General features: G+C 36.1%; 33 protein-coding genes and 1 pseudogene. All 34 read left to right on the top strand.

Translation table 11 applies throughout. The annotated features are described in order from the left end of the window. The first annotated feature begins 52 nt into the window (after positions 1-52). The 34 genes and pseudogenes from D8793_RS01885 (at position 53) to D8793_RS01720 (ending at position 20,461) form a co-directional block, all read left to right on the top strand. Positions 53-496: a hypothetical protein gene (locus D8793_RS01885; protein WP_125370926.1), complete on the top strand. Its 444-nt coding sequence runs from the start codon at positions 53-55 to the stop codon at positions 494-496. Between the two features lie 11 nt (positions 497-507). Then, a complete protein-coding gene (locus D8793_RS01880; protein WP_125370777.1) occupies positions 508-981 on the top strand; it encodes an SMI1/KNR4 family protein in 474 nt (157 codons plus the stop codon). An 89-nt stretch (positions 982-1,070) separates the two neighbouring features. After that, positions 1,071-1,406, top strand: a complete 336-nt coding sequence (locus D8793_RS01875) for a DUF7957 family protein (RefSeq protein WP_125370778.1) — start codon at positions 1,071-1,073, stop codon at positions 1,404-1,406. Positions 1,407-1,447: 41 nt separating this feature from the next. Then, the gene (locus D8793_RS12075) at positions 1,448-1,678 is read left to right on the top strand and encodes a hypothetical protein (protein ID WP_260471068.1); all 231 of its coding nucleotides are present in this window, start codon (positions 1,448-1,450) and stop codon (positions 1,676-1,678) included. A 216-nt stretch (positions 1,679-1,894) separates the two neighbouring features. Beyond that, positions 1,895-2,242: a hypothetical protein gene (locus tag D8793_RS01865; RefSeq protein ID WP_125370779.1), complete on the top strand. Its 348-nt coding sequence runs from the start codon at positions 1,895-1,897 to the stop codon at positions 2,240-2,242. Between the two features lie 22 nt (positions 2,243-2,264). After that, positions 2,265-2,615 (top strand): hypothetical protein, encoded by a 351-nt coding sequence (locus D8793_RS01860; RefSeq protein WP_125370927.1) that lies wholly within the window; start codon positions 2,265-2,267, stop codon positions 2,613-2,615. 18 nt (positions 2,616-2,633) lie between these two features. Further along, positions 2,634-3,035 (top strand): hypothetical protein, encoded by a 402-nt coding sequence (locus D8793_RS01855; RefSeq protein WP_125370780.1) that lies wholly within the window; start codon positions 2,634-2,636, stop codon positions 3,033-3,035. Further along, a complete protein-coding gene (locus tag D8793_RS01850) occupies positions 3,008-3,358 on the top strand; it encodes a hypothetical protein (RefSeq protein WP_125370781.1) in 351 nt (116 codons plus the stop codon). Before D8793_RS01855 ends, D8793_RS01850 begins: the two co-directional genes overlap by 28 nt. A 17-nt stretch (positions 3,359-3,375) precedes the next feature. Continuing rightward, the gene (locus D8793_RS01845; RefSeq protein WP_125370782.1) at positions 3,376-3,726 is read left to right on the top strand and encodes a hypothetical protein; all 351 of its coding nucleotides are present in this window, start codon (positions 3,376-3,378) and stop codon (positions 3,724-3,726) included. A 19-nt stretch (positions 3,727-3,745) separates the two neighbouring features. Next, positions 3,746-4,096, top strand: a complete 351-nt coding sequence (locus tag D8793_RS01840) for a hypothetical protein (protein ID WP_125370783.1) — start codon at positions 3,746-3,748, stop codon at positions 4,094-4,096. Positions 4,097-4,107: 11 nt separating this feature from the next. After that, positions 4,108-4,458 (top strand): hypothetical protein, encoded by a 351-nt coding sequence (locus D8793_RS01835; protein WP_125370784.1) that lies wholly within the window; start codon positions 4,108-4,110, stop codon positions 4,456-4,458. A 34-nt stretch (positions 4,459-4,492) separates the two neighbouring features. Next, complete coding sequence (locus D8793_RS01830; protein WP_125370785.1) at positions 4,493-5,140, top strand: Imm59 family immunity protein; 648 nt, start codon at positions 4,493-4,495, stop codon at positions 5,138-5,140. A gap of 159 nt (positions 5,141-5,299) precedes the next feature. Next, entirely contained in the window at positions 5,300-5,953 is a 654-nt protein-coding gene (locus D8793_RS01825; protein ID WP_125370786.1) for a DUF6572 domain-containing protein, read from the top strand. A 101-nt stretch (positions 5,954-6,054) separates the two neighbouring features. Next, complete coding sequence (locus D8793_RS01820; protein ID WP_125370787.1) at positions 6,055-6,462, top strand: hypothetical protein; 408 nt, start codon at positions 6,055-6,057, stop codon at positions 6,460-6,462. A 55-nt stretch (positions 6,463-6,517) separates the two neighbouring features. Continuing rightward, positions 6,518-6,901, top strand: a complete 384-nt coding sequence (locus D8793_RS12460) for an Imm63 family immunity protein (RefSeq protein WP_514132992.1) — start codon at positions 6,518-6,520, stop codon at positions 6,899-6,901. Next, positions 6,843-7,169, top strand: coding sequence for a hypothetical protein (locus D8793_RS01810; protein ID WP_185761006.1), 327 nt, complete (start codon positions 6,843-6,845; stop codon positions 7,167-7,169). Before D8793_RS12460 ends, D8793_RS01810 begins: the two co-directional genes overlap by 59 nt. Before the next feature lie 46 nt (positions 7,170-7,215). Then, on the top strand, positions 7,216-7,533 hold the full coding sequence (locus D8793_RS01805) for a hypothetical protein (protein ID WP_125370789.1): 318 nt from the start codon (positions 7,216-7,218) through the stop codon (positions 7,531-7,533). A 17-nt stretch (positions 7,534-7,550) separates the two neighbouring features. Then, positions 7,551-7,781: pseudogene (locus D8793_RS01800) on the top strand (hypothetical protein); the annotation flags it as partial. Between the two features lie 111 nt (positions 7,782-7,892). After that, positions 7,893-8,537 carry a DUF6572 domain-containing protein gene (locus D8793_RS01795; RefSeq protein ID WP_125370790.1) on the top strand — a complete coding sequence of 215 codons (645 nt, stop codon included), beginning with the start codon at positions 7,893-7,895 and terminating at the stop codon, positions 8,535-8,537. A 104-nt stretch (positions 8,538-8,641) separates the two neighbouring features. Continuing rightward, positions 8,642-8,968, top strand: a complete 327-nt coding sequence (locus D8793_RS01790) for a hypothetical protein (protein ID WP_125370928.1) — start codon at positions 8,642-8,644, stop codon at positions 8,966-8,968. 180 nt (positions 8,969-9,148) lie between these two features. Then, positions 9,149-10,135, top strand: coding sequence for an ADP-ribosylglycohydrolase family protein (locus D8793_RS01785; protein WP_125370791.1), 987 nt, complete (start codon positions 9,149-9,151; stop codon positions 10,133-10,135). A gap of 187 nt (positions 10,136-10,322) precedes the next feature. Then, positions 10,323-10,850 carry a hypothetical protein gene (locus D8793_RS01780; protein ID WP_125370792.1) on the top strand — a complete coding sequence of 176 codons (528 nt, stop codon included), beginning with the start codon at positions 10,323-10,325 and terminating at the stop codon, positions 10,848-10,850. Between the two features lie 263 nt (positions 10,851-11,113). After that, positions 11,114-11,581 (top strand): UCP033725 family protein, encoded by a 468-nt coding sequence (locus D8793_RS01775; protein WP_125370793.1) that lies wholly within the window; start codon positions 11,114-11,116, stop codon positions 11,579-11,581. Then, a complete protein-coding gene (locus D8793_RS01770) occupies positions 11,578-12,456 on the top strand; it encodes a DUF4299 family protein (RefSeq protein WP_125370794.1) in 879 nt (292 codons plus the stop codon). Before D8793_RS01775 ends, D8793_RS01770 begins: the two co-directional genes overlap by 4 nt. A gap of 127 nt (positions 12,457-12,583) precedes the next feature. Next, complete coding sequence (gene ifs, locus D8793_RS01765; RefSeq protein WP_125370795.1) at positions 12,584-13,462, top strand: NAD glycohydrolase toxin immunity factor; 879 nt, start codon at positions 12,584-12,586, stop codon at positions 13,460-13,462. A 185-nt stretch (positions 13,463-13,647) separates the two neighbouring features. Further along, entirely contained in the window at positions 13,648-14,202 is a 555-nt protein-coding gene (locus tag D8793_RS01760; RefSeq protein ID WP_125370796.1) for an NAD glycohydrolase inhibitor, read from the top strand. A 40-nt stretch (positions 14,203-14,242) separates the two neighbouring features. After that, positions 14,243-14,530 carry a hypothetical protein gene (locus tag D8793_RS01755; protein ID WP_125370797.1) on the top strand — a complete coding sequence of 96 codons (288 nt, stop codon included), beginning with the start codon at positions 14,243-14,245 and terminating at the stop codon, positions 14,528-14,530. A 64-nt stretch (positions 14,531-14,594) separates the two neighbouring features. Continuing rightward, complete coding sequence (locus D8793_RS01750; RefSeq protein ID WP_125370798.1) at positions 14,595-15,239, top strand: DUF6572 domain-containing protein; 645 nt, start codon at positions 14,595-14,597, stop codon at positions 15,237-15,239. A gap of 144 nt (positions 15,240-15,383) precedes the next feature. Next, positions 15,384-15,884, top strand: a complete 501-nt coding sequence (locus D8793_RS01745) for a hypothetical protein (protein WP_260471070.1) — start codon at positions 15,384-15,386, stop codon at positions 15,882-15,884. Beyond that, a complete protein-coding gene (locus D8793_RS01740) occupies positions 15,885-16,889 on the top strand; it encodes a hypothetical protein (protein WP_125370799.1) in 1,005 nt (334 codons plus the stop codon). Further along, positions 16,867-17,232: a hypothetical protein gene (locus D8793_RS01735; protein ID WP_125370800.1), complete on the top strand. Its 366-nt coding sequence runs from the start codon at positions 16,867-16,869 to the stop codon at positions 17,230-17,232. The genes D8793_RS01740 and D8793_RS01735 overlap by 23 nt, the downstream gene beginning before the upstream one ends. 172 nt (positions 17,233-17,404) lie before the next feature. Continuing rightward, positions 17,405-17,617, top strand: coding sequence for a hypothetical protein (locus tag D8793_RS01730; RefSeq protein ID WP_125370801.1), 213 nt, complete (start codon positions 17,405-17,407; stop codon positions 17,615-17,617). Between the two features lie 167 nt (positions 17,618-17,784). Continuing rightward, entirely contained in the window at positions 17,785-19,539 is a 1,755-nt protein-coding gene (aspS, locus tag D8793_RS01725) for an aspartate--tRNA ligase (protein WP_125370802.1), read from the top strand. After that, on the top strand, positions 19,526-20,461 hold the full coding sequence (locus D8793_RS01720; RefSeq protein ID WP_125370803.1) for a YitT family protein: 936 nt from the start codon (positions 19,526-19,528) through the stop codon (positions 20,459-20,461). Before aspS ends, D8793_RS01720 begins: the two co-directional genes overlap by 14 nt. Positions 20,462-20,485: the final 24 nt, after the last annotated feature.

Below are 20,485 nucleotides of genomic sequence, written 5' to 3'. Positions count from 1 at the left end.
CGCCATCAAAGGAAGAGGTCTTAATAGAATTAGATAGAATAGGATTATGACTATGAAAAAATTTGAAGATAAATTTATGGATGTTCAGGTTAGTATGATTTCATTAGCTATGGAGTATGTTCAAAATCAGGCAGAGAAAGTATATATCTATGCGATAGCGGACAGTTTGTATAGTTTTAATCTATTTTATAAGATTAAAGGAAATATTGTACACAAACACTTAGTAAATAATTTTTTACCTAAAGACTCTCATGTTGACACTAGTTTACAAACTGTCTTGTTGAAAGAAGGTATCAAGGATGTAGAATCAATGCTTGATGTTTGCCAAGAGTACAATCGTGAACACCCAACTGAAATGTGGTTGATTTATGATGCCAAGAAAAATAGCCTTGATAGTCGCTATAGTTATGAAGGGCGTTATGACAAGGATGAAGAATTGCTTCCACGTCTAGAGTTTGAAAAATGGTTTGAAGAAGTAAAAGGTGAGGAACTGTAGGAGAAGAAGATATGATCCAACAAGATCCATCAATTATCTATCCCTTACCAACTGATGCGCTATTACAGAAAAGAGAAGTGGCGTGGAGGGTTAACCTGCCTGATGATTATAAGAAATTTATAATGAGAAAAAATGATTTTCGCCCTTCCAAAAATTTATTTTCTTTAACAAATAGGTTCTTTTTGATTGAGCGATTCTTGTGTGTATTAGAAAACACAAAAGACAATCCACTTGGCATGTATGACATTGATGTTTTAATGTCCCAACTGGATGAAAGATTATTTGTACATGAAGATATTTTGGGATTTGAGTTGATTCCCATAGTAGCATTGTTCGGTGGTGATTTTGTTTGTCTAAATTATGTCGAGGATTCCGAAAATCCAAGCATGTGTATCTGGTACCACGAGGAATCCTACGAGCTAGAGCCAGCTATAGAGTTAGTAGCAAATAACTTTACAGAGTTTTTAGCTATGTTACAGGATTAGCTATGTGCTGGATATTGATTTAACACGAAGACGAAGAAACGATTAAAAGACTGTTTAACGTAGGAATTCTCAGATGAAAGGTGGATACAGTGCTAGAAAATAAAAAACATCAGCTAATAGTAAATGGTGAAGTTATAAAATCTTTTACATTTGAAATCCGTAATATCATTGAACTAGGTGATGGATGTATTGTTTTATTAGAGATTCCTTTTGATAATGAGATTGAAAAGAATAACATTTTAAGAGTTGATGCTAGTGGAAATGTGGTTTGGAAGATTGATAATAGTGGATACAGTAATAATATTTATCCCTTTGAACAGATGACTTTGAGAGATGGCTGGCTTTATGCGACTGATTTTTATGCTAGAAGGTTAAAAGTCAATCTAAAGACAGGAAAAATAGTTGATAGGGCTACATCAAAGTAATAGCAGTTTGAAAATTTCGGAAATATGTGGAGGGCTCATCAATGAGCGAAGGTTACTTGCCTACAAGAGATAGTTTGGGTTATCAGAATGTCAAACAAGTTTTAGAGAAAATTTTTTCGATTAATCTTGATACGATTACCATTCATGAAGGAGAAGATGAAAATTTTAATTTTCCGTTCGTGTATAAGGGTTATCATATGACGATGGGGATTTCATCAACAAGTAAAAATAGGCAATTGGAAGCTGGAGAGGGTGGCTTGTTTAACATATGATTCACTCAAACGGATGAACAGAGATTTTCAATCACTTTTTTATCCAAGGTTATTGATGATAAGAGTATAAGAAGAGTGTATGGCCGTGATGAAGAATCAGTCGAACGGACTTTGCAACTATTGAAAGATTTTCTAGATTCAGACAGAGCGGAAATGTTATTAAAGAATTGACCAAATAGATTTTAAAGAAATGATATCTTTGAGGAGAATAGTGATATGGAATTAAATGAAACTGGGAAGTTTGCTGTTGAAACGAGCCGAATGATTCGAACTCATTTTGGGAAGAGAATGGATGATACATGTATATACGACATAGTTGAGGAACCCAATCATCGTGCATTTAAAATTGATTTTAAGGCATATGATTACTTTACTATTGAATTTGATTATGAGAATGACCTCTGCGAGTTCTTCATTGTCTTAACGAAAGAAGTGAAATTATCCCTGACCAAAGAGCCAGCTGTATACAGCCAAATAACAGATTGGGATAAATACCTAAAAGGAATCAAGGATGAGCTCGAACTCCGGATTCCGGACAAGTTTTTAAAAGCCAAGGGATGGTAGTAAGATGAAAGAGGATCGGAGTATGCAAATAAACGATATGCTAGAGCTCGCAAGAGAAACTAGAAAGAAAATAAGGAAAATATTTGGAGAAAGGACAGATACGATTGCAGGTTACGATTATGCTGATGAACCCGATCATCAAACTTTTAAATTAGACTTTAAGGCTTACGATTACTTCGCAATTGAATTTCATTATGAAAATGACATGTGTGAGTTCTTCATTGTTTTAACGAAAGAAGTGAAGATATCCCTTACTAAAGAGCCTGCTGTATATAGCAAAATAACAGATTGGGATAGTTATTTAAAAGGAATCAAGGATGAGCTCGAACTCCGGATTCCGGATAAGTTTTTGAAAGCCAAGGGATGGCTATGAGAAAAAAGGAGTATTTGAATGGAAGATAATAAAATGCTTCGACTAGCAGAAGAAACGAGAGAAAAAATCAAAAGTGCATTTGGTGATCGCATCACTGAGCCAAACATTGTGGATGTTGTTGAATATCCACAGTACAGAGCTTTTAGACTTGAATTTATAGCGTATGATTATTTCTTTATGATGTTTAGCTATGAAGCTGATTTTTGTGGATTTACAATTTCTATTGGTGATAGATTCGGAGCTGACTTGAACGAAGGAGACAAACCCACTTTTTATAGTGAGATTAGAGACTGGGACAAATACTTGAAAGAACTCATGATTGAAGTTGAGTCTCGCATTCCAGACAAGTTTTTGAAAGCCAAGGGATGGTATAAAAGAAGAGGGATATTGCAATGTTTGAAAATGAAATGGATATTTTAGCGGATAAATTCTGCGATATATTGGATAGAGTGTTTGCTAAGCGAATTGGCACATGTTGTATGTACGATATAGTTGATGAACCCAGTCATCAAACTTTTAAAATAGAATTTAAGGCTTACGATTATTTTTTTGTCGAATTTGATTATGAAAATGACATGTGTGAGTTCTTTATTGTTTTAACAAAAGAAGTGAAGATATCCTTGACTAAAGAGCCAGCTGTATATAGCCAAATAACAGATTGGGGCAGCTACTTAAAAGGGATCATGGCAGAAATCGAGCTTCGCATTCCAGATAAGTTTTTGAAATCCAAGGGATGGTATTAAAGAAGAGGTATCTTGTAATGTTTGAAAATAAAATGGATATTTTATCAAATGAATTTTTTGATATAGTTAAAAGAAGTATTAAAAATAAGATTAATGGTATAGTGTTTGATGATATAGTTGATGAACCCAATCGTCATACATTCAAACTGAACTTCCGCGTCTATAATTTTGCTGGAGTAAAATTTCAGTACGAGAATGATTTCTTTGAGATTTATCTGTTTTTAAACGGCGAGGAAGGGTTATTGCTTTCTAAGCCAAACAGTTGTTATAGCGAAATAAGTGATTGGGATAGTTATTTAAAAGAAATCATAACAAAAATCGAGTCCTATATACCAGAGAAGTATTTAAAAGCTAAAGGCTGGAGATAAAAGATTGGGAGGTATTGTTTTGAAATTAAATGAAACAGAGACTATGGCGGTACAAACAAGTAGAATAATTAGAAATGTATTTGGTGATAGAATGTATGGTTCTGGAATTTATGATGTTATTGACGAACCAAATCGTCATACATTCAAACTGAAGTTCCGCGTCTATAATTTTGCCGGGGCAAAATTTCAGTACAAGAATGATATCTTCGAGGTTTATCTGTTTTTAAACGGCGAGGAAGGGTTATTGCTTTCTAAGCCAAACAGTCGTTATAGCGAAATAAGTGATTGGGATGTATATTTAAAAGAAATCATGGTAAAAATTGAGTCTTATATCCCAGAGAAGTATTTAAAGGCTAAAGGCTGGAAATAGGAGGTATTGATATGGTGCGAAAGAGTGTAGAAGAGATAAAATTGGAATTGATTAGACGGATTGAGCGTTCTTTTGGAGATAGAGCCTCTGAAGTAACTATTTGTGAGTTCGTCGATGTCCCAAATCATCATATATTACGCCTCATATTTAGAGCCTATGATTACTATTGGGTTCAATTTAATTACGATAATGATTTATGCGGATTCTCTATTGTTTTAAATGATGAATTTGGAGCGTCCCTTGAAAGTGGAATGCGAAGTTATATGGCGACTAGTGAATGGGACAGCTACTTAAAAGAAATCATGGCAGAAATTGAGCTTCGCATTCCAGATAAGTTTTTGAAATCCAAGGGATGGTTGTAGTTTAGTCTGAAACTCTTAGAGGAGAAAAGGAACTATGTTTAAAAGAGAACAAGAACGAATGGAGCTTTTATCGGAGATTCAAGAACTAGGCTATGATAGTTTGAGATTTTCTATTTTCAACGACCATGATCCCTGGGAGTGGGAAACGAGAATTGAATTCAATCCTCAAACTCATAAGTATGAGGTATATCTAACAAGGGACAGGGCTGGAAAAGGAAGAGTTTTTGAGTATCCTGATTTTCCTCAAGCAAAAGAAAAATTTTTAGAGTTTTTAGACCATACTGTTTCAAGAATTAATTACTATATTTCCAATGGCTGGGTGCCACAATATCCTTCCCCACTTTGGGATAAACCAGAAATCGATATCGAGTCTTTGAAAAATATAGTGGAAAAGGAGATTAAAGAAAGAGGTCTTGAAAGCCTATCTTATGTCTTATTTGATGAAGATTGCAGGCAACCATGGGCAACACATTTGTTTTTTAAAGATAACAAGTTTCAAATTAACAGTAGGGATGAACGCTCATATATAGTGGGGAAAACATGGGAGTTTGATACGATGAAGGAAGCAAAGGATGAATTCTTTAAGATTCTTAGTCAGACAGTTCATGCGGAACAGTTGGCAAATGAACTTGGCTTTTCACACCCCTATCCTTCGCCATTATGGGACGAGGAAGGAAAATGATTTAATTTGAGACAGGATATACGAACCTTGTAAAAGATGTGTTTAGCTTTCTAGGTCATTGAGAACTAGCTAAAGTTTGGTTAGTACAAAAGAGAAGATAAATGTGTTTTAGGGAAGAAATAATCAGTAGACATTTAGTAAAAGACAAAGGAGATAAGAATGGAATCAATTTATGTAAGTCAAAAAGATATGTTGGAAATTTGTCAAGATGGTGATAAGTATTTCTTGCGTTATCCAACTTTCAATATCACCATGCCAGAGGTTGTTAAAGAAATCCCTAAAGAAGCAGTGGATAGCTATTTAGCAGGAGAACATAATGGTGAAGAATTAATTAATTATGCTAATTTCGGATTTTGGAAATCAAAAATTAGTCAAGAAGATGCTAACATACAATTTTTAAGAGATAATCCAGAATTTCTTCTTATGGATACAGATAGAAAGAGACACTATTTCTCCGAAAAAGAATTTGAAGAATTGTTATATAAAGCCATTGTTTCAAAATTGAAATCTAGCGAACTTGATGCTATTGGTATAGTTGATAATCATTTAGAGCTTCTTCTGGTGGATTCAGTCGGCTGGCGGGAAGAGATAGAGGCAGTCCATCTTGAAATTCTGCAAGAAAAAATTAACAATTATATTCACTTCCTCGAAAGCAAGCAATATGTGGAGAGATATGGCGATAGCTTTGACAAAAAAATCATCCATATCACATTCCAGTATTCTCCATCTGATAATGGACTAGCCTTTCTCGCAGCTGTTCAGAAGACATTGCAAAATACAGATATGAGCTTGAAGGTAGAATTACCAGAGTGATAAAGAGAGCGAAAGAGGCTTTCTTTTTTTGTGGTATAATGGGACTAGATTATCAAAACTTTTGTTAAACAGGTAAAAATAGAAGATAGTTAGGAATTCTAATGATTATAAATAATACAGTTATCAACAAACACTTAACAAAAGCACTATTTTATAAAAATTTTAATGGTTATCTTCAACAAGATGAAAGTTCCAATTTATTTATGTTAAAATCTCCCATCATGATTGAAGGATTAGAATTTTGGGCAGATTTTAATTTTCAAAATAACATTCTGGAATCTCTAAAGTTAAGTATATACCAATCAAATGGACCAATAAGTTATTCGAATATGTTTGAATATAAACTAAAAGATATAAAAGAGATACAGGATAAGTGGTTAGAAAAACAATATGGTAGATTTTCCGAAAAGACTATATACTCTACTAAATTTAACACCTCTTTTGCGGAAATAATATCATATATTGATACAAAATCAGGTGAGACCAGTATTCTATTCTTGTTTAGCTAATAGTGATTATTAACGTACAATAGAACGAGGTAAAAATAATGTTGTTAACAGATGAATTAACGGAGTTATTATTAAAAATAGGAGAGACAAATCTGAATCCGTCGGATTTATTTACAGAAGAAAAACAATCTCTATTCTTACCAGAAGGACGTACTATTTAGAAGGCGATCATTACTACATTGTTGGTGTTGAACGTGGCAAAATAAATTCTGAGAAAAAATATGATAATAAGGAAGATATTCTTTATTATCTTTTGCAATCATATGTTACTAGAATAGTATCAAAGAATGCATGGACTAATGCTAATGGAGATTTTGAATGTTATAATAGCCTTCTTCAAGAAGAACAAATTCGCTTATTTAGTATAATTGATCCTAAGTATGGAGAGAGAAGAAGGAAGGAAGCAACCTCAAAATCAACTTTACTTAAAAAGCCATAAAACTAACGGAGAAACTACAATGACAAAAGAAGAGTTACTTGCTTTTTTAGAGTCTAATCGAAGTAAACTTAAATACTATACAGTCTATCTAAACCAAAAAGCATTAGAGCAGTTTGCAATAGGGTATTTTCTGGATTCGAAATCAAATAAATTTCTGGTGTATGAAGTGACAGAACGCCAGAGTTTGATAGAAATTGCGTTCTTTAAAAACGAAGAAGAGGCTATCGAGGAAGTTTATGATATAGTCAAATATAGATGCCGAATATAAACTAGGTTTCTATTAATGAGTAAAGAATATTTTGGAGAATGGCCTAATGACCAATTTTAAAAAAGAATTAACGGATTCTTTAGCTGAATCAATAGAGTTTTTATCAGAGTACAAGGAACAGCATAATGTAAAGTATTTTATAGAGACGCTGAAAAATATGATAGCAATCATAGAAAATATAGAAAATCCTGAACTCCCAAATGAATGCATAGAGCAACTTCGAAAAATCTACAAAAGTATGTTTTTCCCAAGAGATGGTTTATCGGATTTTTATGTCTTAGATTCAGATGCTGCATATATGAAAAGAAGAAATGATCATCTTTCTTTATGGATAAAAAGAATTGACAACTTATTAAAAGTCTAGGAAACTGATGGTGATTTGAGAAGGATTGGTTTGAAATAAAACCAGATGCCAGCCAAAATCAAATAAAGGATGAGTTGGGATTCAAGCAGATAAACAAATTAGAGTGGGCAAAAGAGATTGGTCGAAAAGATATCGAAGTCTTAAAAATAATCGAAACACCTTTAGGAAACTTTAAAGATCAGGGAGTTAAGGTCAAAAGTTTAGAAGGCCAAGATATTGATAACTTTTTAAATTCTATCGAACAGTAATGTTTTGATGCTGTAATTTCAATCCTATAAAAAAATAAAAATGGATTGACTGGAGAGGCAAACTTCCAGACGATTATGTATCGCCATTGAAATAAGCAGAAAAGGATGAAAATGACAATAATAAAAGGAAATGGGTTTATTATAACTGAAGAAAATGGCAATTATACAATGTCTTGGATGACAGGGGGTGTTCAAGATAGAGAAGTTACTTATCCAGTTAGTAAAGAATTAGTGGATAAGGCTTTAAGGTCAGAACAGGATGCTTATGAGGTTGAGTTATTCTTACAAACTGGAGAATGGGTGACTAAAGAAAGTAAAGAAGTAGCTAGACAAAATTACTTTAGATCCTCACCAGTTCGTATTTTGGTAAATCCATCATCTATTAAACAGTTGTTTTCTATTCAAGAATTTGAAGAACTGATACAAAAAGCAATTTCCTCAGAGCTCAAGCCAACTGAACTTGACGCTATTGGTACAGTTGATAATCATTTAGAGTTACTCCTTGTTGATCCAGTTGGTTGGGAGGAAGAGATAGAAGCAGTCCATCTGGAAATGCTGCAGGAAAAACTCAACAACTATATTTATTTCCTTGAAAGCAAACAGTATGTGGAGCGATACGGCGATAAGTTTGATAAAAAAGTCATCTATATCACTTTCCAGTATTCTCCATCTGACAATGCTCTAGCCTTTCTCGCTGCTGTTCAGAAAGTATTGCAGAATACGGATATGACTTTGAAGATAGAATTGCTGGAGTGATATGAAGAGAGCGAATTTTCGCTCTCTTTTTGGTCTCTTACAGTATGGTATAATTGAATTGGACAACACTTGGACTGTTATTATCAAAGAAAGGGGTAGAGCTTGTGTTAGATATTCGTATTGAGACCATTGATACTAAGTCTATGACATACAAGATATTAAGAAAATATTCTGCTTTACCTTTTTCACAACTAAAGCTAAGAATAGAAAATCATGATCCAGTGATGGTAGTAGATGACTTAAAGCTGGACGAGCTTCGAAGGGTTAGAGAGTTAATTTATGAGTTAAGCGGCATAGGCACTGAGGTTACGATAAAGGACTCAACAGGCATCATCACCTTGGGAGTATTGCATAATATTATCTCTAGTTATGAAGGGATTATGGCTGATATAGAAGAGCTAGATGCCCTTATATTTGATGAAGAGGATTGATTGCTAAATTTCTATATTTTAACGAATTTATAACTTGGAAAATCAGTGCTTCTGAAGCTGTCAGGGTCAATTCTTTTAGTATGTTGGTTGATAAGGGATTCAACATTCCTGATAAAGGGTGTGGAAGAGGTTGCTGATAATATTATTCTAAAAATGGATATAATAGAATAGGAAAAGGCTGTGAGATTAAGAGATAAATGGGAAGATGATTCAAATCAGTATAGAAGGTATAATCTTAAACAAAAGATAAATTCGCTTATCTTTGGTCTAGCTATAGGTGATGCACTGGGAGTTCCTGTGGAGTTCAGAGCTAGAGATACCTATCATATTTCAGATATGGTGGGTTATGGAACCTATAATCAACCAGCTGGAACCTGGTCAGATGATACTTCTTTATCCTTAGCACTTATTGAACACCTCTGTGAGGATTCTGATTTGAATGGGTTGATGGATAAATTTGTAGCTTATCGTCAGGGCTACCTCACCCCTTTTGGATATTGTTTTGATATTGGTGTTGCGACTAATCAGGCGATTGAACGGTATCTGGCAGGAGTCTCTCCAGAGAAATGTGGAGGAACTAGTGAGAGAGATAATGGCAATGGAGCTCTGATGAGGATATCTCCCTTAGCTTTGCTCTTATATGAAAATGTTGATTTCAGTTATAGATCAAAAATAATTGAGCAATATACTAAGCTGACCCATGCTCATCCAAGGTCTATCGTGGCATCTATTCTTTATGTCCAGCTTTTAATTGGTTTTCTTCTTAACATTCGTTTAGAAAAATTACTTTGTCAATCAAAACCTTATCTTGAAGATTATTTCAAGAAAAAACCAGAATACTGGGAAGAGTATCAAGAACATTTTAGAGAAATATTTGACAAAGAATTTTATCAAAAAGCTAGGGAAGATATTGCTTCTACAGGCTATGTTGTTGATACCTTAAAGGCTTGTCTCTGGTGTTTGGGGACAACAGAGAGTTTTGAAGAAGCTGTTCTAAAAGCCGTTAATCTTGGAGGGGATACCGATACCATCGGTGCCATTACAGGTACCTTGGCTGGAGCCCACTATCAACTGGAAGGCATCCCAGAAAAATGGATTCAACAGCTGGCTAATAGAGAATTGATTGACGAAAAATGTCGACAAATGCTAGAATGGCTAGAACGTTGATTTTCTGTAGTTGTTGCATATTTGAGCAATCCTTGAAATTAGGATGAACTGATTTCTAAGATGGTGGAAGAGATGGAGTTGTTTTTGGAAATAGGAGAGAAGGAAATCTACCAGTTGACCAAGTCTATCTGCAATATCAAGGTTCCCAGATACAGCTTAAAATTACACGGTAAACGAAAGGATTATCATGAAAGAAAAAGACTTACTTATCAAAGAATATCTTAGAGTAAAAAAAGAAGCTATTTATAGCCGCATTATATTCTTGCTAACGGCCGTTACAGGAGCTATTCTGTCCTTTGTTTTGATTCATTCAGGATCTAGGAATCTAATCTTTGAAAATGTTTCAATTGGCTTAGTTGTATTTGCAGGTATTGTTATATCAAGGCTGTATTGGACAAAAAAGAAACAATACGAGGCTCAATATCCAGAATTGAAAGGAATGTCTACAAGAGGAGCTGAAGCTTCTGGGGATTTTTGGGGAAGGCATTTGATTATATATCCAGCCATTCTTGTTTATATGGTTTGGGCCTTTTTTGCTTATTATCATCCTGTTCAAGATCAGGAAATAATAGATGTTGATCTCCCAGCGATTAGTACAGAAACTGAGTATAGTTTGGATTTCCCAAAATCAGATAGTTCAGCAAGCACAAGCGACAGTCAAGAAGACAACCAATCAGATGCTTCGTCGGTCGGACAAAATGAAAGTGGGGAGTAGAAAATGGTTGTTATCCGTAAAGCAATAGCAAAGTCTACGGAACAAACAGATATGTAGAAGATTATTCCAATTGAGAATAACAATAATTATTTTGGCGATAGATGAATATTTGATTCCGTAGTATAAAATAGTTGATCCAGATACCAAATTTCCTTCAGCCAACCTAACTGACGGGTCAAAAATGTACCTGAACGTCGGAGGAGAGGAAGTATTGGTTGGTAGAGTCAATAAAGATGGTATAATGGAATATGTGGAGGGTTAGTATGCGTAAAGAATTTTTAGTTTACCAAAATAAAGTATACTCTAATTTTGTGAATTATATAAATGACTATATCCTTCTTTCAGAAGATCCGGCAATGTTGAAAGAAGGCTATTTCCCCTATAGTTCCTATGTAGATGGTGAAGAAGAAGGTCTATACGGGAAGCTTGTGCCTTATAGTGAGGTTAGTCAGAGGTATTCGGTTTATGATCGTGTCCTATATAAAGGTCAGGAATTTGCAATGGCTGGTCACAAGCATGGGGATGATGATTTTACAGCACCCGATTCTTATGTGCGACTCCTGGTTTTTGATAAAGAATTTCTAATTGAAAACAATTTAGCTGATGATGCGGAATTATTGGATGAGAAATATGGCCAGACAATGTATGCATCAGGAAAAATCCCTGTCAGCGAAGTAACGATTCTACGTCGTAGAAAGGATTTGCCAGTAGACCGAAGGAGAAAAATATGAAATCAGTTAATTTTACAATAAAAAGCAACCAATCACTAAGAATTGGTGAGGTGCTTCAAGCAGAACTCTTTGAATGTTACAGCGTTTCCGCTAAGGATGCAGGATTAAAGCCATCTGCAGACTCTCTTATTTCGGATTTCCATTCTGTTCAGTTTGGGGTCAAAGAGAAGTCTAGTTTAGGGTTCCGTCTATCTTTTGATGGTCAAGCTTATCAGGTATCTGTTCCAGATTTGGCGACAGCTTCTGACTGGACTGGGGCCTTGATGTTCTTGAAAACCTTGCTCATTCTCTTAGACGTAACTGTATGTGAACATGATGGTGTGGCGTATGATAAAGATTCTATTCTAGAATTTCATTTCACAGATATTTTCTTATCAGCTCTTTCAGAATTGACTAAGGAAGTAAAAGTTCATCCCATCGTGGAAATTATGGGAGTGAAACGTCCCATTTACATCAATGAACTCTACCTAGGGCAGATTATCCATGTTCCGGACGAGCAACTTTTGAATAGCTATGACCAGCGTTTGCGCTTTACCCAACAGCTGAATGCTTATTACTCTGAGCAGCAAGTTTTTAAAGTAGAGCAGGATGGTGAGGATATCATTATCCCTATCAATTATCTAAATAGTGAAGGACGAACAATCTTACCGGCTCAACCAGAGTTAGAACCTCAATATTTGCAAGAGTATCGAGGAAGTAAGGTTGCAGTTGCACGACTATTTATCATGACAGCCGATGGGGAAAAACTAGCCGAAGTTCCTTATCGTCAGTACTTAGAGTCATTGACCGAGGGCATCTATATGCTGGATGCCAAGTATGTTCTGGTGGACCCAATTTCTCCTGAGACTTTACAACATATACTAGCCAGAATTTAAAAAGTCGGAAAAATATCTTTTGAGAAGTCTTCTTTGATATGATTTTACATTCCGAAAAATATGTTCTATCAGGCTGAAAAATCAGTCAAGTTTGGGAATTTTCAGAATAAATCAAAGGAGTAAATAAATGAAGACATATAGACTAAAAACAGATACTGAGTGGGATATTACGAGGTATAAAAAAGCCATTGAAAATCACAGAGAAGTAGATGCTTTCTTAGGTATTGATCCCGAGTATAGAATTGGTCACCGCGATTCATATTATCAAGATATTACGGATACCCATATTTTGATAGAATACAGCCTTTATCCAATTTATGTAGAGGGAGATTTTGATATTCCAGATCGAACTTTTAATATTTTAAAGGAATTAGCTTCTAGTCAGGATATTATACATTTATATCAAGTTGTATCATTTTTAAAAAAACAAGAAGATTTACTAGAAGAATATGGTACTTTACCTTTTATCGTTGATGTGGAGAACATAGTACCTATAGTTCTTGAAAGTATTTATAATCTTCCAAATGAGAAAAAGGTTGATTATTACCGTAATATTTGTAATTTAATTGATTCTATAGAGCTTTTCAAAAACTGTGATAAAGACAAAGTAGAATATATTGTTAATGAGCAAAAGAAAGAGGAAAATAAGAATAGAAGAAAAATTAAATCAGTTGCAGAAGTATGGCCAATTGTACTAGATGTTACAAGTATAGATGCGATGGGTGTTTCAGATGACCATCTAGAGTTGTTGTTGATTGATGAAAACAAATGGATAGAAGCTTTGGAGGGGGAGCATTTGTTGAAACTTCAAGAAAAACTCAATAACTATATCTACTTCCTCGAAAGCAAGCAGTATGTGGAGCGATATGGTGATAAGTTTGACAAAAAAGTCATCTATATTACTTTCCAATATTCTCCATCTGATAATGGATTGGCCTTTCTCGCAGCTGTTCAGAAGGTATTGCAACCAACGGATATGAGCTTAAAGGTAGAATTGCCAGAGTGAATAGGAGAGCGAAAGTGAACTGCACCCCAAAAGTTAGACAGAAAAACCCCTAACTTTTTGGGGTCAGTACAAAGACGCTCTTTTTTCTATGTTATAATAGGATAAGGAACAATAACTTTTGTGTTTTAGATGTAAGTATCGAACTGCCTGAGGAGATTTTTAGAATAAATCAATGGAGTAAATAAATGCAGATTTATAAATTGAAAAATAAAGAAAATTATAAACACTTTGTCAAACATTATCTAGAAGTGATGAGGGAAGGAAAAGAAGCCGAAGCTTTTCTTGGAAAGGATATTAGGTATCGTTTTCAACAACGAAACTCAATGATAACAGAATACACTGATATTCAGGTGTTGCTGGAATATTGTTTATTCCCTCTATATGTAGGAGGTGATAAGGATATCGAGAGAAGGACCTTTGAGATATTAAAAGAGCTTTCTTTAAGTATTGATGAAAAGAAAATATGGCAAGTTACAGAATATTTATTGCTTCAAGATTTCATTCTGGCGGAATATAAACCCCTTCCTTTTGAAATTGATACAAGAAAATTAGTTCCTCTTATATTCGATACAATAGAAAAACTTCCTAACGAGTTAAAAACTAGTGGATATTATAGTCGATTAATTGGAAATATTAAATCAATTCCTTCTTTTAAGTCTTATGATATGAAAAAGGTAGAGAAGAGCCTTAAGGAATTCAAGGAAAAATACTACAATCCACCTAAAGTAGTAGAACAATAGCAAGCGTCATGGTGGATGTGAGAGTTGTAGAGAATTTTAAATGACTAAACAAGAACTAATAATTTTTATTAATAAACATAGAGATAAAATAGGGGCATTTCATATTGCGCTTGATGAACGATTTGAAGGACAATTTACCTTGGGATACTATTATGATGATAAGTCTAGGAAGCATAAAGTTTATGAAGTTAATGAACGTCAACGTGTCTGGATTAGAGATGAATTTAAAAATGAAAATGAAGCAATAGAGCTACTTTTTCGTTTGATAAAAACAACATTTTGGATAAAAGAAACTCCAATTCTGTTTGATGATTCAGAAATCGATTGATTAGAAACAGGGATATATTTTTCATTGGGCATACTTATATGAAGGGGAAAAGGTGTATTACCAAATGAATCAAATAAAAGCAAATGGATTTATCATAACTGAAGAAGACGGAAATTATACTATGTCCTGGATGTCAGGAGGTTTTCAAGATAAAGAAGTAAGTTATCCAGTAAGCAAGGAATTAGTAGACAAAGCTTTAAAGTCTGAACAGGATGCTTATGAAGTTGAACTGTTCTTAGAAACCGGAGAATGGGTGACTAAGGAAAGCAACGAAGCAGCTAGGCAAAATTATTTTAGGGATTCACCTATTCGTATTTTAGTAAATCCGTCGTCTATTAAACGGTTGTTTTCCAATCAAGAATTTGAAGAACTCTTACAAAAAGCCATCTCTTCAGAACTCAAGCCAACTGAACTTGATGCAATTGGTACAGTTGATAATCATTTGGAACTTCTTCTAGTAGACTCTCTCGAGTGGCAGGAAGAAATTGAAGCAGTCCATCTGGAAATTCTGCAGAAAAAAATTAACAACTATATCTACTTCCTCGAAAGCAAACAGTATGTGGAACGATACGGTGATAACTTTGATAAAAAAGTCATCCATATCACATTCCAGCATTCTCCATCTGACAATGGCCTAGCCTTCCTAGCAGCTGCTCAGAAAGTCTTGCAACCTACAGATATGACTTTGAAGATCGAATTGCCAGAGTGATAAAGAGAGGGAATTTAGAGGAGACGACCATCTTCTCTTTTTTGTCCGCGATAGACCTTATCCTCCCATCGGCGCTCAATATTCAATATGGTATAATGGGACAAGGTAGATAGACGGCTAGTCTGATGATAGGAGAATGGGCAATTGAAAGCTAAAAAAATTGGTGTTATCTTTCTAATTTTAATTGGTGTATGTAGCCTTTTTGTATTTGGTGTTCGAGAGTTTGAAAAACAAGACTTATCTAAATATGAATATTGGATTGTAGATACAGAAATTACGGATTATGAATTTATTGAAAATGGGAGAATGATCACAGTTGATTGGCACAGTAAAAAGGAAGTCAATCAACAAGTAAGTGTTCTTGATAAAAAACCTAAATTTGGATCTCCAGGGCGCATAACTGGCAGGCGTTTCCTTGTTTCCTATGCGGCGCGATTCAAAGCAAAATCCGCCTGGAATGAAGTGCGAGATGATTTTCCTATCCTAGAACAAAATTATCCAGATAAGGGGGAACATTGGCAAGAGTATCAGGAATCGATCTTAAAAAAAGGAAGGGATGCTGATATACCTTATCGTAGAGGAGAGGATATCCGAATTCAACATAATCAGCTGTTTGATCGTTTAGTCGGTTCAGGAGGACAATAAATGAATAAGAGAAAACAAATTATTTTAGTGATTGCTGTCTTACTAGTAGCTTTCTGTAGCTTTGTTTATCTAAAAAAACAATTCTTTTCTTCTTCCAAGCCAAAGGAGGAGTCTAGAAAGGAAACGATTGTATATGATTCTTCGCTGAAAGATATTACTCTAACAAAAGATGGGCGCTATGTCTTAGTTAGTCCAAAAGATGTAAATTGGCAATCCAACGATTTAAGGATGAGTCGTAACTACGTAGTCTCAACATTTATAACTTATGAGCACTTTTATGCAAAAAAGAATACCTTACCATCCGGTAAACTCAAAAAATTTGATATTATCACATATGATTTACGTAAAAAAAATTTCGTTGAAAAGCGCATAGACCTCAAAAAAGCCGTAGAAGAATATGATTCAGATTACAGCTTGAGAGATGATGGGGCCATCCAAGAAGTTGGTTCTAGCTTCTATTTTGAGGGTAAAGATTATGTACGGATTTCCGTTTCAAAAAGAAAAAATTTGGAAGAAAAAAAAAGACTAGTGCTAAATCTGGAAAATGGGAAATTGACAGAGCTTAGTGAAGCGATGGAAGAGGTGATTCTCGCACAAAATAGTTTCCCCTCCCTATCTAGAACTAATCTCGATGATATTCTATATTTTAATGGATTTTCAGATTCAAACAATTTAGGTTATATTAATGATAAGAAGAAGAACAAGATTGGGCAGGATATTAACTTTAGCCATGAGTTTCCTGACTTAGTAAAACGTCTAAAGAAAAATAGAATTACAGAAATTCTGTATCGTAGAGGCTTGGTTTCTCCTGCGGATTACTATGAAGATCTTCGCCATTGGTTTGCGCCAGTTGGTCAGGATAAGCTAGATATAATCGCAAAGGATTATGAAACGAAAGAAGAAACTCCTTTAAATAATTACCAAGAATTCATTGATTGGTCCAAAGCGGAAGCTCAAAAAGCACAGGAAAGGATAAAAGCAAATGGGAAAAAAGAGACAAATTAATACGACACAAATTTACGAAACATCTGTTCGGTTAGATGCGGCAGTAATGTCGGGAGGTACAAATGATGCTTCAGAGTGGGTTGATGATGTGTCTACAGAATTATTTGCAGATTGCAATACCTTATTGGATGAGGCTTCAGCAGATATTCATACTACGGTAGAGAATCTTAATAACTACTTAAATTCTGTAGCAGCAGAATTTGAGAAAGCTGATTCAAAAATGGCAAAATTAATATCTGCAAATAATGGCTTGGAATCTATCCCAATGGAAAATAAAAAAGCTGCAGAAAAGGAAAAAATTCGCTCGAATGATTATTATAATGAATTGAAAAAAAGTAAATAATCTCTATTTTTATATTTAATGTGATGATATAACAATGTGGTTATTTCTTTTAGAGCGAGTGATACTTCTCTAGTTTTCATCAGCAATTCTGACCTGTTATTCTCCAAAGGGTTATAGTTTTTGCCCTAACCTTCCCTGCTTATGCTATAATAGTCTATGGAAAGTTGAGGAAATGATGAAAAAAGTATGGTTTGTAGCGCTGGTGCAGGGAGTGGCCTTGTTTGTGATAACGGGTCTGCTCTGTTATTTTATGCGAGGGGATTTTTTCTTCCGTGCTTTGGCGCCGATTTTTGGTCTGGCAGCAGGAGCCTTTCGCTTCTTGACAGCCATGGTGACAAAAACGCTGGCTCCCAGTCTTTATGAGGATGGGAAGAAAAAGGAATAATCTATATAGCATTAGCAGGTCTGGGAATATTGATTCCAGACCTTTTTATAAAAGTGGGTACTTTAAATAAAGACTTTTAATTTTTTTCAGAAAAAGGACAGGTAGGGAGGCTTTCCTAGGCTCTTTGTGGTAAAATAGTAACAGAATTAAAATTTTGGAGAGTAAAGATGAAACGTTCAATGTATGCGGGACGTGTTCGTAGTGAGCATGTCGGTCAGGAAATTACTTTGAAAGGTTGGGTTGCCCGCCGTCGCGATTTGGGAGGCTTGATTTTTATTGATCTGCGTGACCGTGAAGGGATTATGCAGCTAGTTATTAATCCTGAGAGTGTTTCAGATGAGGTCATGAAGACAGCTGAGAGTCTGCGCAGCGAGTTTGTCATTGAGGTGACTGGTAAAGTAGCTGCGCGTGAGCAGGCCAATGATAAGCTGGCCACAGGAAGTGTAGAGCTTCACGTAGACAGTCTGAAGGTACTGAATACTGCTAAAACGACTCCTTTTGAGATTAAGGACGGGATTGAAGCTAATGATGATACGCGCTTGCGCTACCGTTATTTGGATCTGCGTCGTCCAGAAATGCTGGAAAATCTTAAGTTGCGTGCCAAAGTGACTCATTCTATCCGCAATTATTTGGATGAGCTGGAGTTTATCGATGTAGAGACACCGTTTTTGACCAAGTCAACGCCTGAAGGGGCGCGTGACTATTTAGTGCCGAGCCGGGTCAACCAAGGTCATTTCTATGCCCTGCCTCAAAGCCCACAGATTACCAAGCAGCTTTTGATGAATGCTGGTTTTGACCGTTATTACCAGATTGTCAAATGTTTCCGAGACGAGGACTTGCGTGGAGACCGTCAACCAGAGTTTACACAGGTGGACTTGGAAACTTCTTTCCTATCTGAGCAAGAAATCCAAGACATTACAGAAGGTTTGATTGCCCGTGTCATGAAAGAAACCAAGGGTATTGAAGTGACCTTGCCTTTCCCACGTATGAAATATGACGATGCTATGGCTCTCTATGGTAGCGACAAGCCAGATACTCGCTTTGACATGTTATTGCAGGACTTGACAGAGCTTGTAAAGGGTGTTGACTTCAAGGTCTTTTCTGAGGCACCGGCTGTCAAGGCTATTGTAGTGAAAAATGCTGCTGACAAATACTCACGCAAAGACATTGATAAGCTGACAGAGCAAGCTAAGCAGTATGGAGCCAAGGGACTAGCTTGGGTGAAAGTAGCCGATGGAGAGCTGACTGGTCCTATTGCTAAGTTCTTGACAGACCTGTCAAGTGAGTTGACAACTGCTTTACAATTAGAAGAAAACGACTTGGTGCTCTTTGTGGCAGATACCTTGGATGTTGCCAACGCAGCTCTGGGGGCTCTTCGTGTCCGTTTAGGCAAGGAATTAGGTTTGATTGACCCTGCTAAGTTTAACTACTTGTGGGTGGTAGATTGGCCAATGTTTGAGTGGTCTGAAGAAGAAGGCCGCTATATGAGTGCTCACCATCCGTTCACCCTGCCTCAAAAAGATTCTGAGCAGGAGCTGGAAGGAGATCTAAGCAAGGTTCGTGCGGTTGCCTATGATATCGTACTCAATGGCTATGAACTAGGTGGTGGTAGCCTACGGATCAACCAAAAAGATCTGCAGGAACGGATGTTTAAGGCTTTAGGCTTTTCAGCTGAAGAAGCGCAAGACCAGTTCGGTTTCCTTCTAGAAGCCATGGATTATGGTTTCCCACCACATGGAGGTCTGGCTTTGGGTCTGGATCGCTTCGTCATGCTCTTGGCCGGTGAAGAAAATATCCGTGAAGTCATTGCTTTTCCTAAGAATAATAAGGCTTCTGACCCAATGACGCAAGCACCAAGCTTGGTTGCTCCAGCACAATTAGAGGAATTAAGTTTACAAGTAGAATCACATGAAAAAGACTAGTTTGCGGAAACTTTTTCGCTATTATCTTCATCGCTTTGCCTATCATGTCAAGTTGCTAGAAGTTCTGAAAAGTATTTCGCGTGAAAAATATGATGAGAAATTTTCAGCCTCTCTGGTATATGGCTTTCTCTCAGCAGTAGCGGTCAATTTCTTCTTTCAGCCAGGCCATGTCTACTCAAGTGGTGCAACGGGCCTGGCGCAGATTGTCTCGGCTTTGAGTGGTCGCTTTATCGGCTTTACCATTCCAGTTTCCATTACTTTTTATGCGATCAATATTCCACTGATGATTTTGGCTTGGTATCAAATTGGGCATAAGTTTACTGTTTTTACTTTTATCACTGTTTCGATGAGCTCGCTTTTTATCCATTTTGTGCCAGAAGTGACATTGACGACCAATCCTATTATCAATGCCTTGTTTGGGGGAGTTGTCATGGGGACAGGGATCGGCTTTGCCCTCAAGTCAAGCATTTCAAGTGGAGGGACAGATATTGTTAGCTTGACCATTCGCAAGAAAACAGGCCGTAATGTAGGCAGTATCTCCCTGATTGTAAATGGTATTATTATGCTGATTGCTGGTCTGACCTTCGGTTGGGAATACGCTCTCTACTCGATGATTACCATCTTTGTATCGAGCCGTGTAACGGACGCTGTCTTTACCAAGCAAAAGCGGATGCAGGCCATGATTATCACCAGTCATCCTGAAGAGGTGATTAACAAGATTCACCACAAACTCCACCGCGGTGCAACCATTATCAATGGAGCGGAGGGAACTTACAATCACGAGCAAAAGGCGGTGCTGATTACAGTCATTACGCGTGCTGAATTTGGTGAATTTAAGTACATCATGAAGCAGACAGATCCGACAGCCTTTGTCTCCGTATCTGACAATGTACATATTTTAGGAAGATTTGTAGAAGAGTAGTCTCGATTATCGACATTGCTAGTG

It is taken from the genome of Streptococcus cristatus (assembly GCF_003943465.1).
Classification (GTDB): domain Bacteria; phylum Bacillota; class Bacilli; order Lactobacillales; family Streptococcaceae; genus Streptococcus; species Streptococcus cristatus_C.
This window is presented reverse-complemented; position numbering and strand designations above follow the sequence as displayed.

What these genes read in the sequence shown, in the direction of transcription:
- D8793_RS01770 (WP_125370794.1), top strand. Translation starts at nt 11,578, where the DNA reads ATGAAATCAGTTAATTTTACAATAAAAAGCAACCAATCACTAAGAATT.
- D8793_RS01860 (WP_125370927.1), top strand. Translation starts at nt 2,265, where the DNA reads ATGCAAATAAACGATATGCTAGAGCTCGCAAGAGAAACTAGAAAGAAA.
- D8793_RS01740 (WP_125370799.1), top strand. Translation starts at nt 15,885, where the DNA reads ATGAATAAGAGAAAACAAATTATTTTAGTGATTGCTGTCTTACTAGTA.
- D8793_RS01845 (WP_125370782.1), top strand. Translation starts at nt 3,376, where the DNA reads ATGTTTGAAAATAAAATGGATATTTTATCAAATGAATTTTTTGATATA.
- D8793_RS01830 (WP_125370785.1), top strand. Translation starts at nt 4,493, where the DNA reads ATGTTTAAAAGAGAACAAGAACGAATGGAGCTTTTATCGGAGATTCAA.
- D8793_RS01825 (WP_125370786.1), top strand. Translation starts at nt 5,300, where the DNA reads ATGGAATCAATTTATGTAAGTCAAAAAGATATGTTGGAAATTTGTCAA.
- ifs (WP_125370795.1), top strand. Translation starts at nt 12,584, where the DNA reads ATGAAGACATATAGACTAAAAACAGATACTGAGTGGGATATTACGAGG.
- D8793_RS01720 (WP_125370803.1), top strand. Translation starts at nt 19,526, where the DNA reads ATGAAAAAGACTAGTTTGCGGAAACTTTTTCGCTATTATCTTCATCGC.
- D8793_RS01735 (WP_125370800.1), top strand. Translation starts at nt 16,867, where the DNA reads ATGGGAAAAAAGAGACAAATTAATACGACACAAATTTACGAAACATCT.
- D8793_RS01805 (WP_125370789.1), top strand. Translation starts at nt 7,216, where the DNA reads ATGACCAATTTTAAAAAAGAATTAACGGATTCTTTAGCTGAATCAATA.
- D8793_RS01850 (WP_125370781.1), top strand. Translation starts at nt 3,008, where the DNA reads ATGTTTGAAAATGAAATGGATATTTTAGCGGATAAATTCTGCGATATA.
- aspS (WP_125370802.1), top strand. Translation starts at nt 17,785, where the DNA reads ATGAAACGTTCAATGTATGCGGGACGTGTTCGTAGTGAGCATGTCGGT.
- D8793_RS01885 (WP_125370926.1), top strand. Translation starts at nt 53, where the DNA reads ATGAAAAAATTTGAAGATAAATTTATGGATGTTCAGGTTAGTATGATT.
- D8793_RS01880 (WP_125370777.1), top strand. Translation starts at nt 508, where the DNA reads ATGATCCAACAAGATCCATCAATTATCTATCCCTTACCAACTGATGCG.
- D8793_RS01760 (WP_125370796.1), top strand. Translation starts at nt 13,648, where the DNA reads ATGCAGATTTATAAATTGAAAAATAAAGAAAATTATAAACACTTTGTC.
- D8793_RS01810 (WP_185761006.1), top strand. Translation starts at nt 6,843, where the DNA reads ATGGAGAGAGAAGAAGGAAGGAAGCAACCTCAAAATCAACTTTACTTA.
- D8793_RS01755 (WP_125370797.1), top strand. Translation starts at nt 14,243, where the DNA reads ATGACTAAACAAGAACTAATAATTTTTATTAATAAACATAGAGATAAA.
- D8793_RS01820 (WP_125370787.1), top strand. Translation starts at nt 6,055, where the DNA reads ATGATTATAAATAATACAGTTATCAACAAACACTTAACAAAAGCACTA.
- D8793_RS01865 (WP_125370779.1), top strand. Translation starts at nt 1,895, where the DNA reads ATGGAATTAAATGAAACTGGGAAGTTTGCTGTTGAAACGAGCCGAATG.
- D8793_RS01780 (WP_125370792.1), top strand. Translation starts at nt 10,323, where the DNA reads ATGAAAGAAAAAGACTTACTTATCAAAGAATATCTTAGAGTAAAAAAA.
- D8793_RS01855 (WP_125370780.1), top strand. Translation starts at nt 2,634, where the DNA reads ATGGAAGATAATAAAATGCTTCGACTAGCAGAAGAAACGAGAGAAAAA.
- D8793_RS01795 (WP_125370790.1), top strand. Translation starts at nt 7,893, where the DNA reads ATGACAATAATAAAAGGAAATGGGTTTATTATAACTGAAGAAAATGGC.
- D8793_RS01835 (WP_125370784.1), top strand. Translation starts at nt 4,108, where the DNA reads ATGGTGCGAAAGAGTGTAGAAGAGATAAAATTGGAATTGATTAGACGG.
- D8793_RS12075 (WP_260471068.1), top strand. Translation starts at nt 1,448, where the DNA reads ATGAGCGAAGGTTACTTGCCTACAAGAGATAGTTTGGGTTATCAGAAT.
- D8793_RS01730 (WP_125370801.1), top strand. Translation starts at nt 17,405, where the DNA reads ATGATGAAAAAAGTATGGTTTGTAGCGCTGGTGCAGGGAGTGGCCTTG.
- D8793_RS01750 (WP_125370798.1), top strand. Translation starts at nt 14,595, where the DNA reads ATGAATCAAATAAAAGCAAATGGATTTATCATAACTGAAGAAGACGGA.
- D8793_RS01775 (WP_125370793.1), top strand. Translation starts at nt 11,114, where the DNA reads ATGCGTAAAGAATTTTTAGTTTACCAAAATAAAGTATACTCTAATTTT.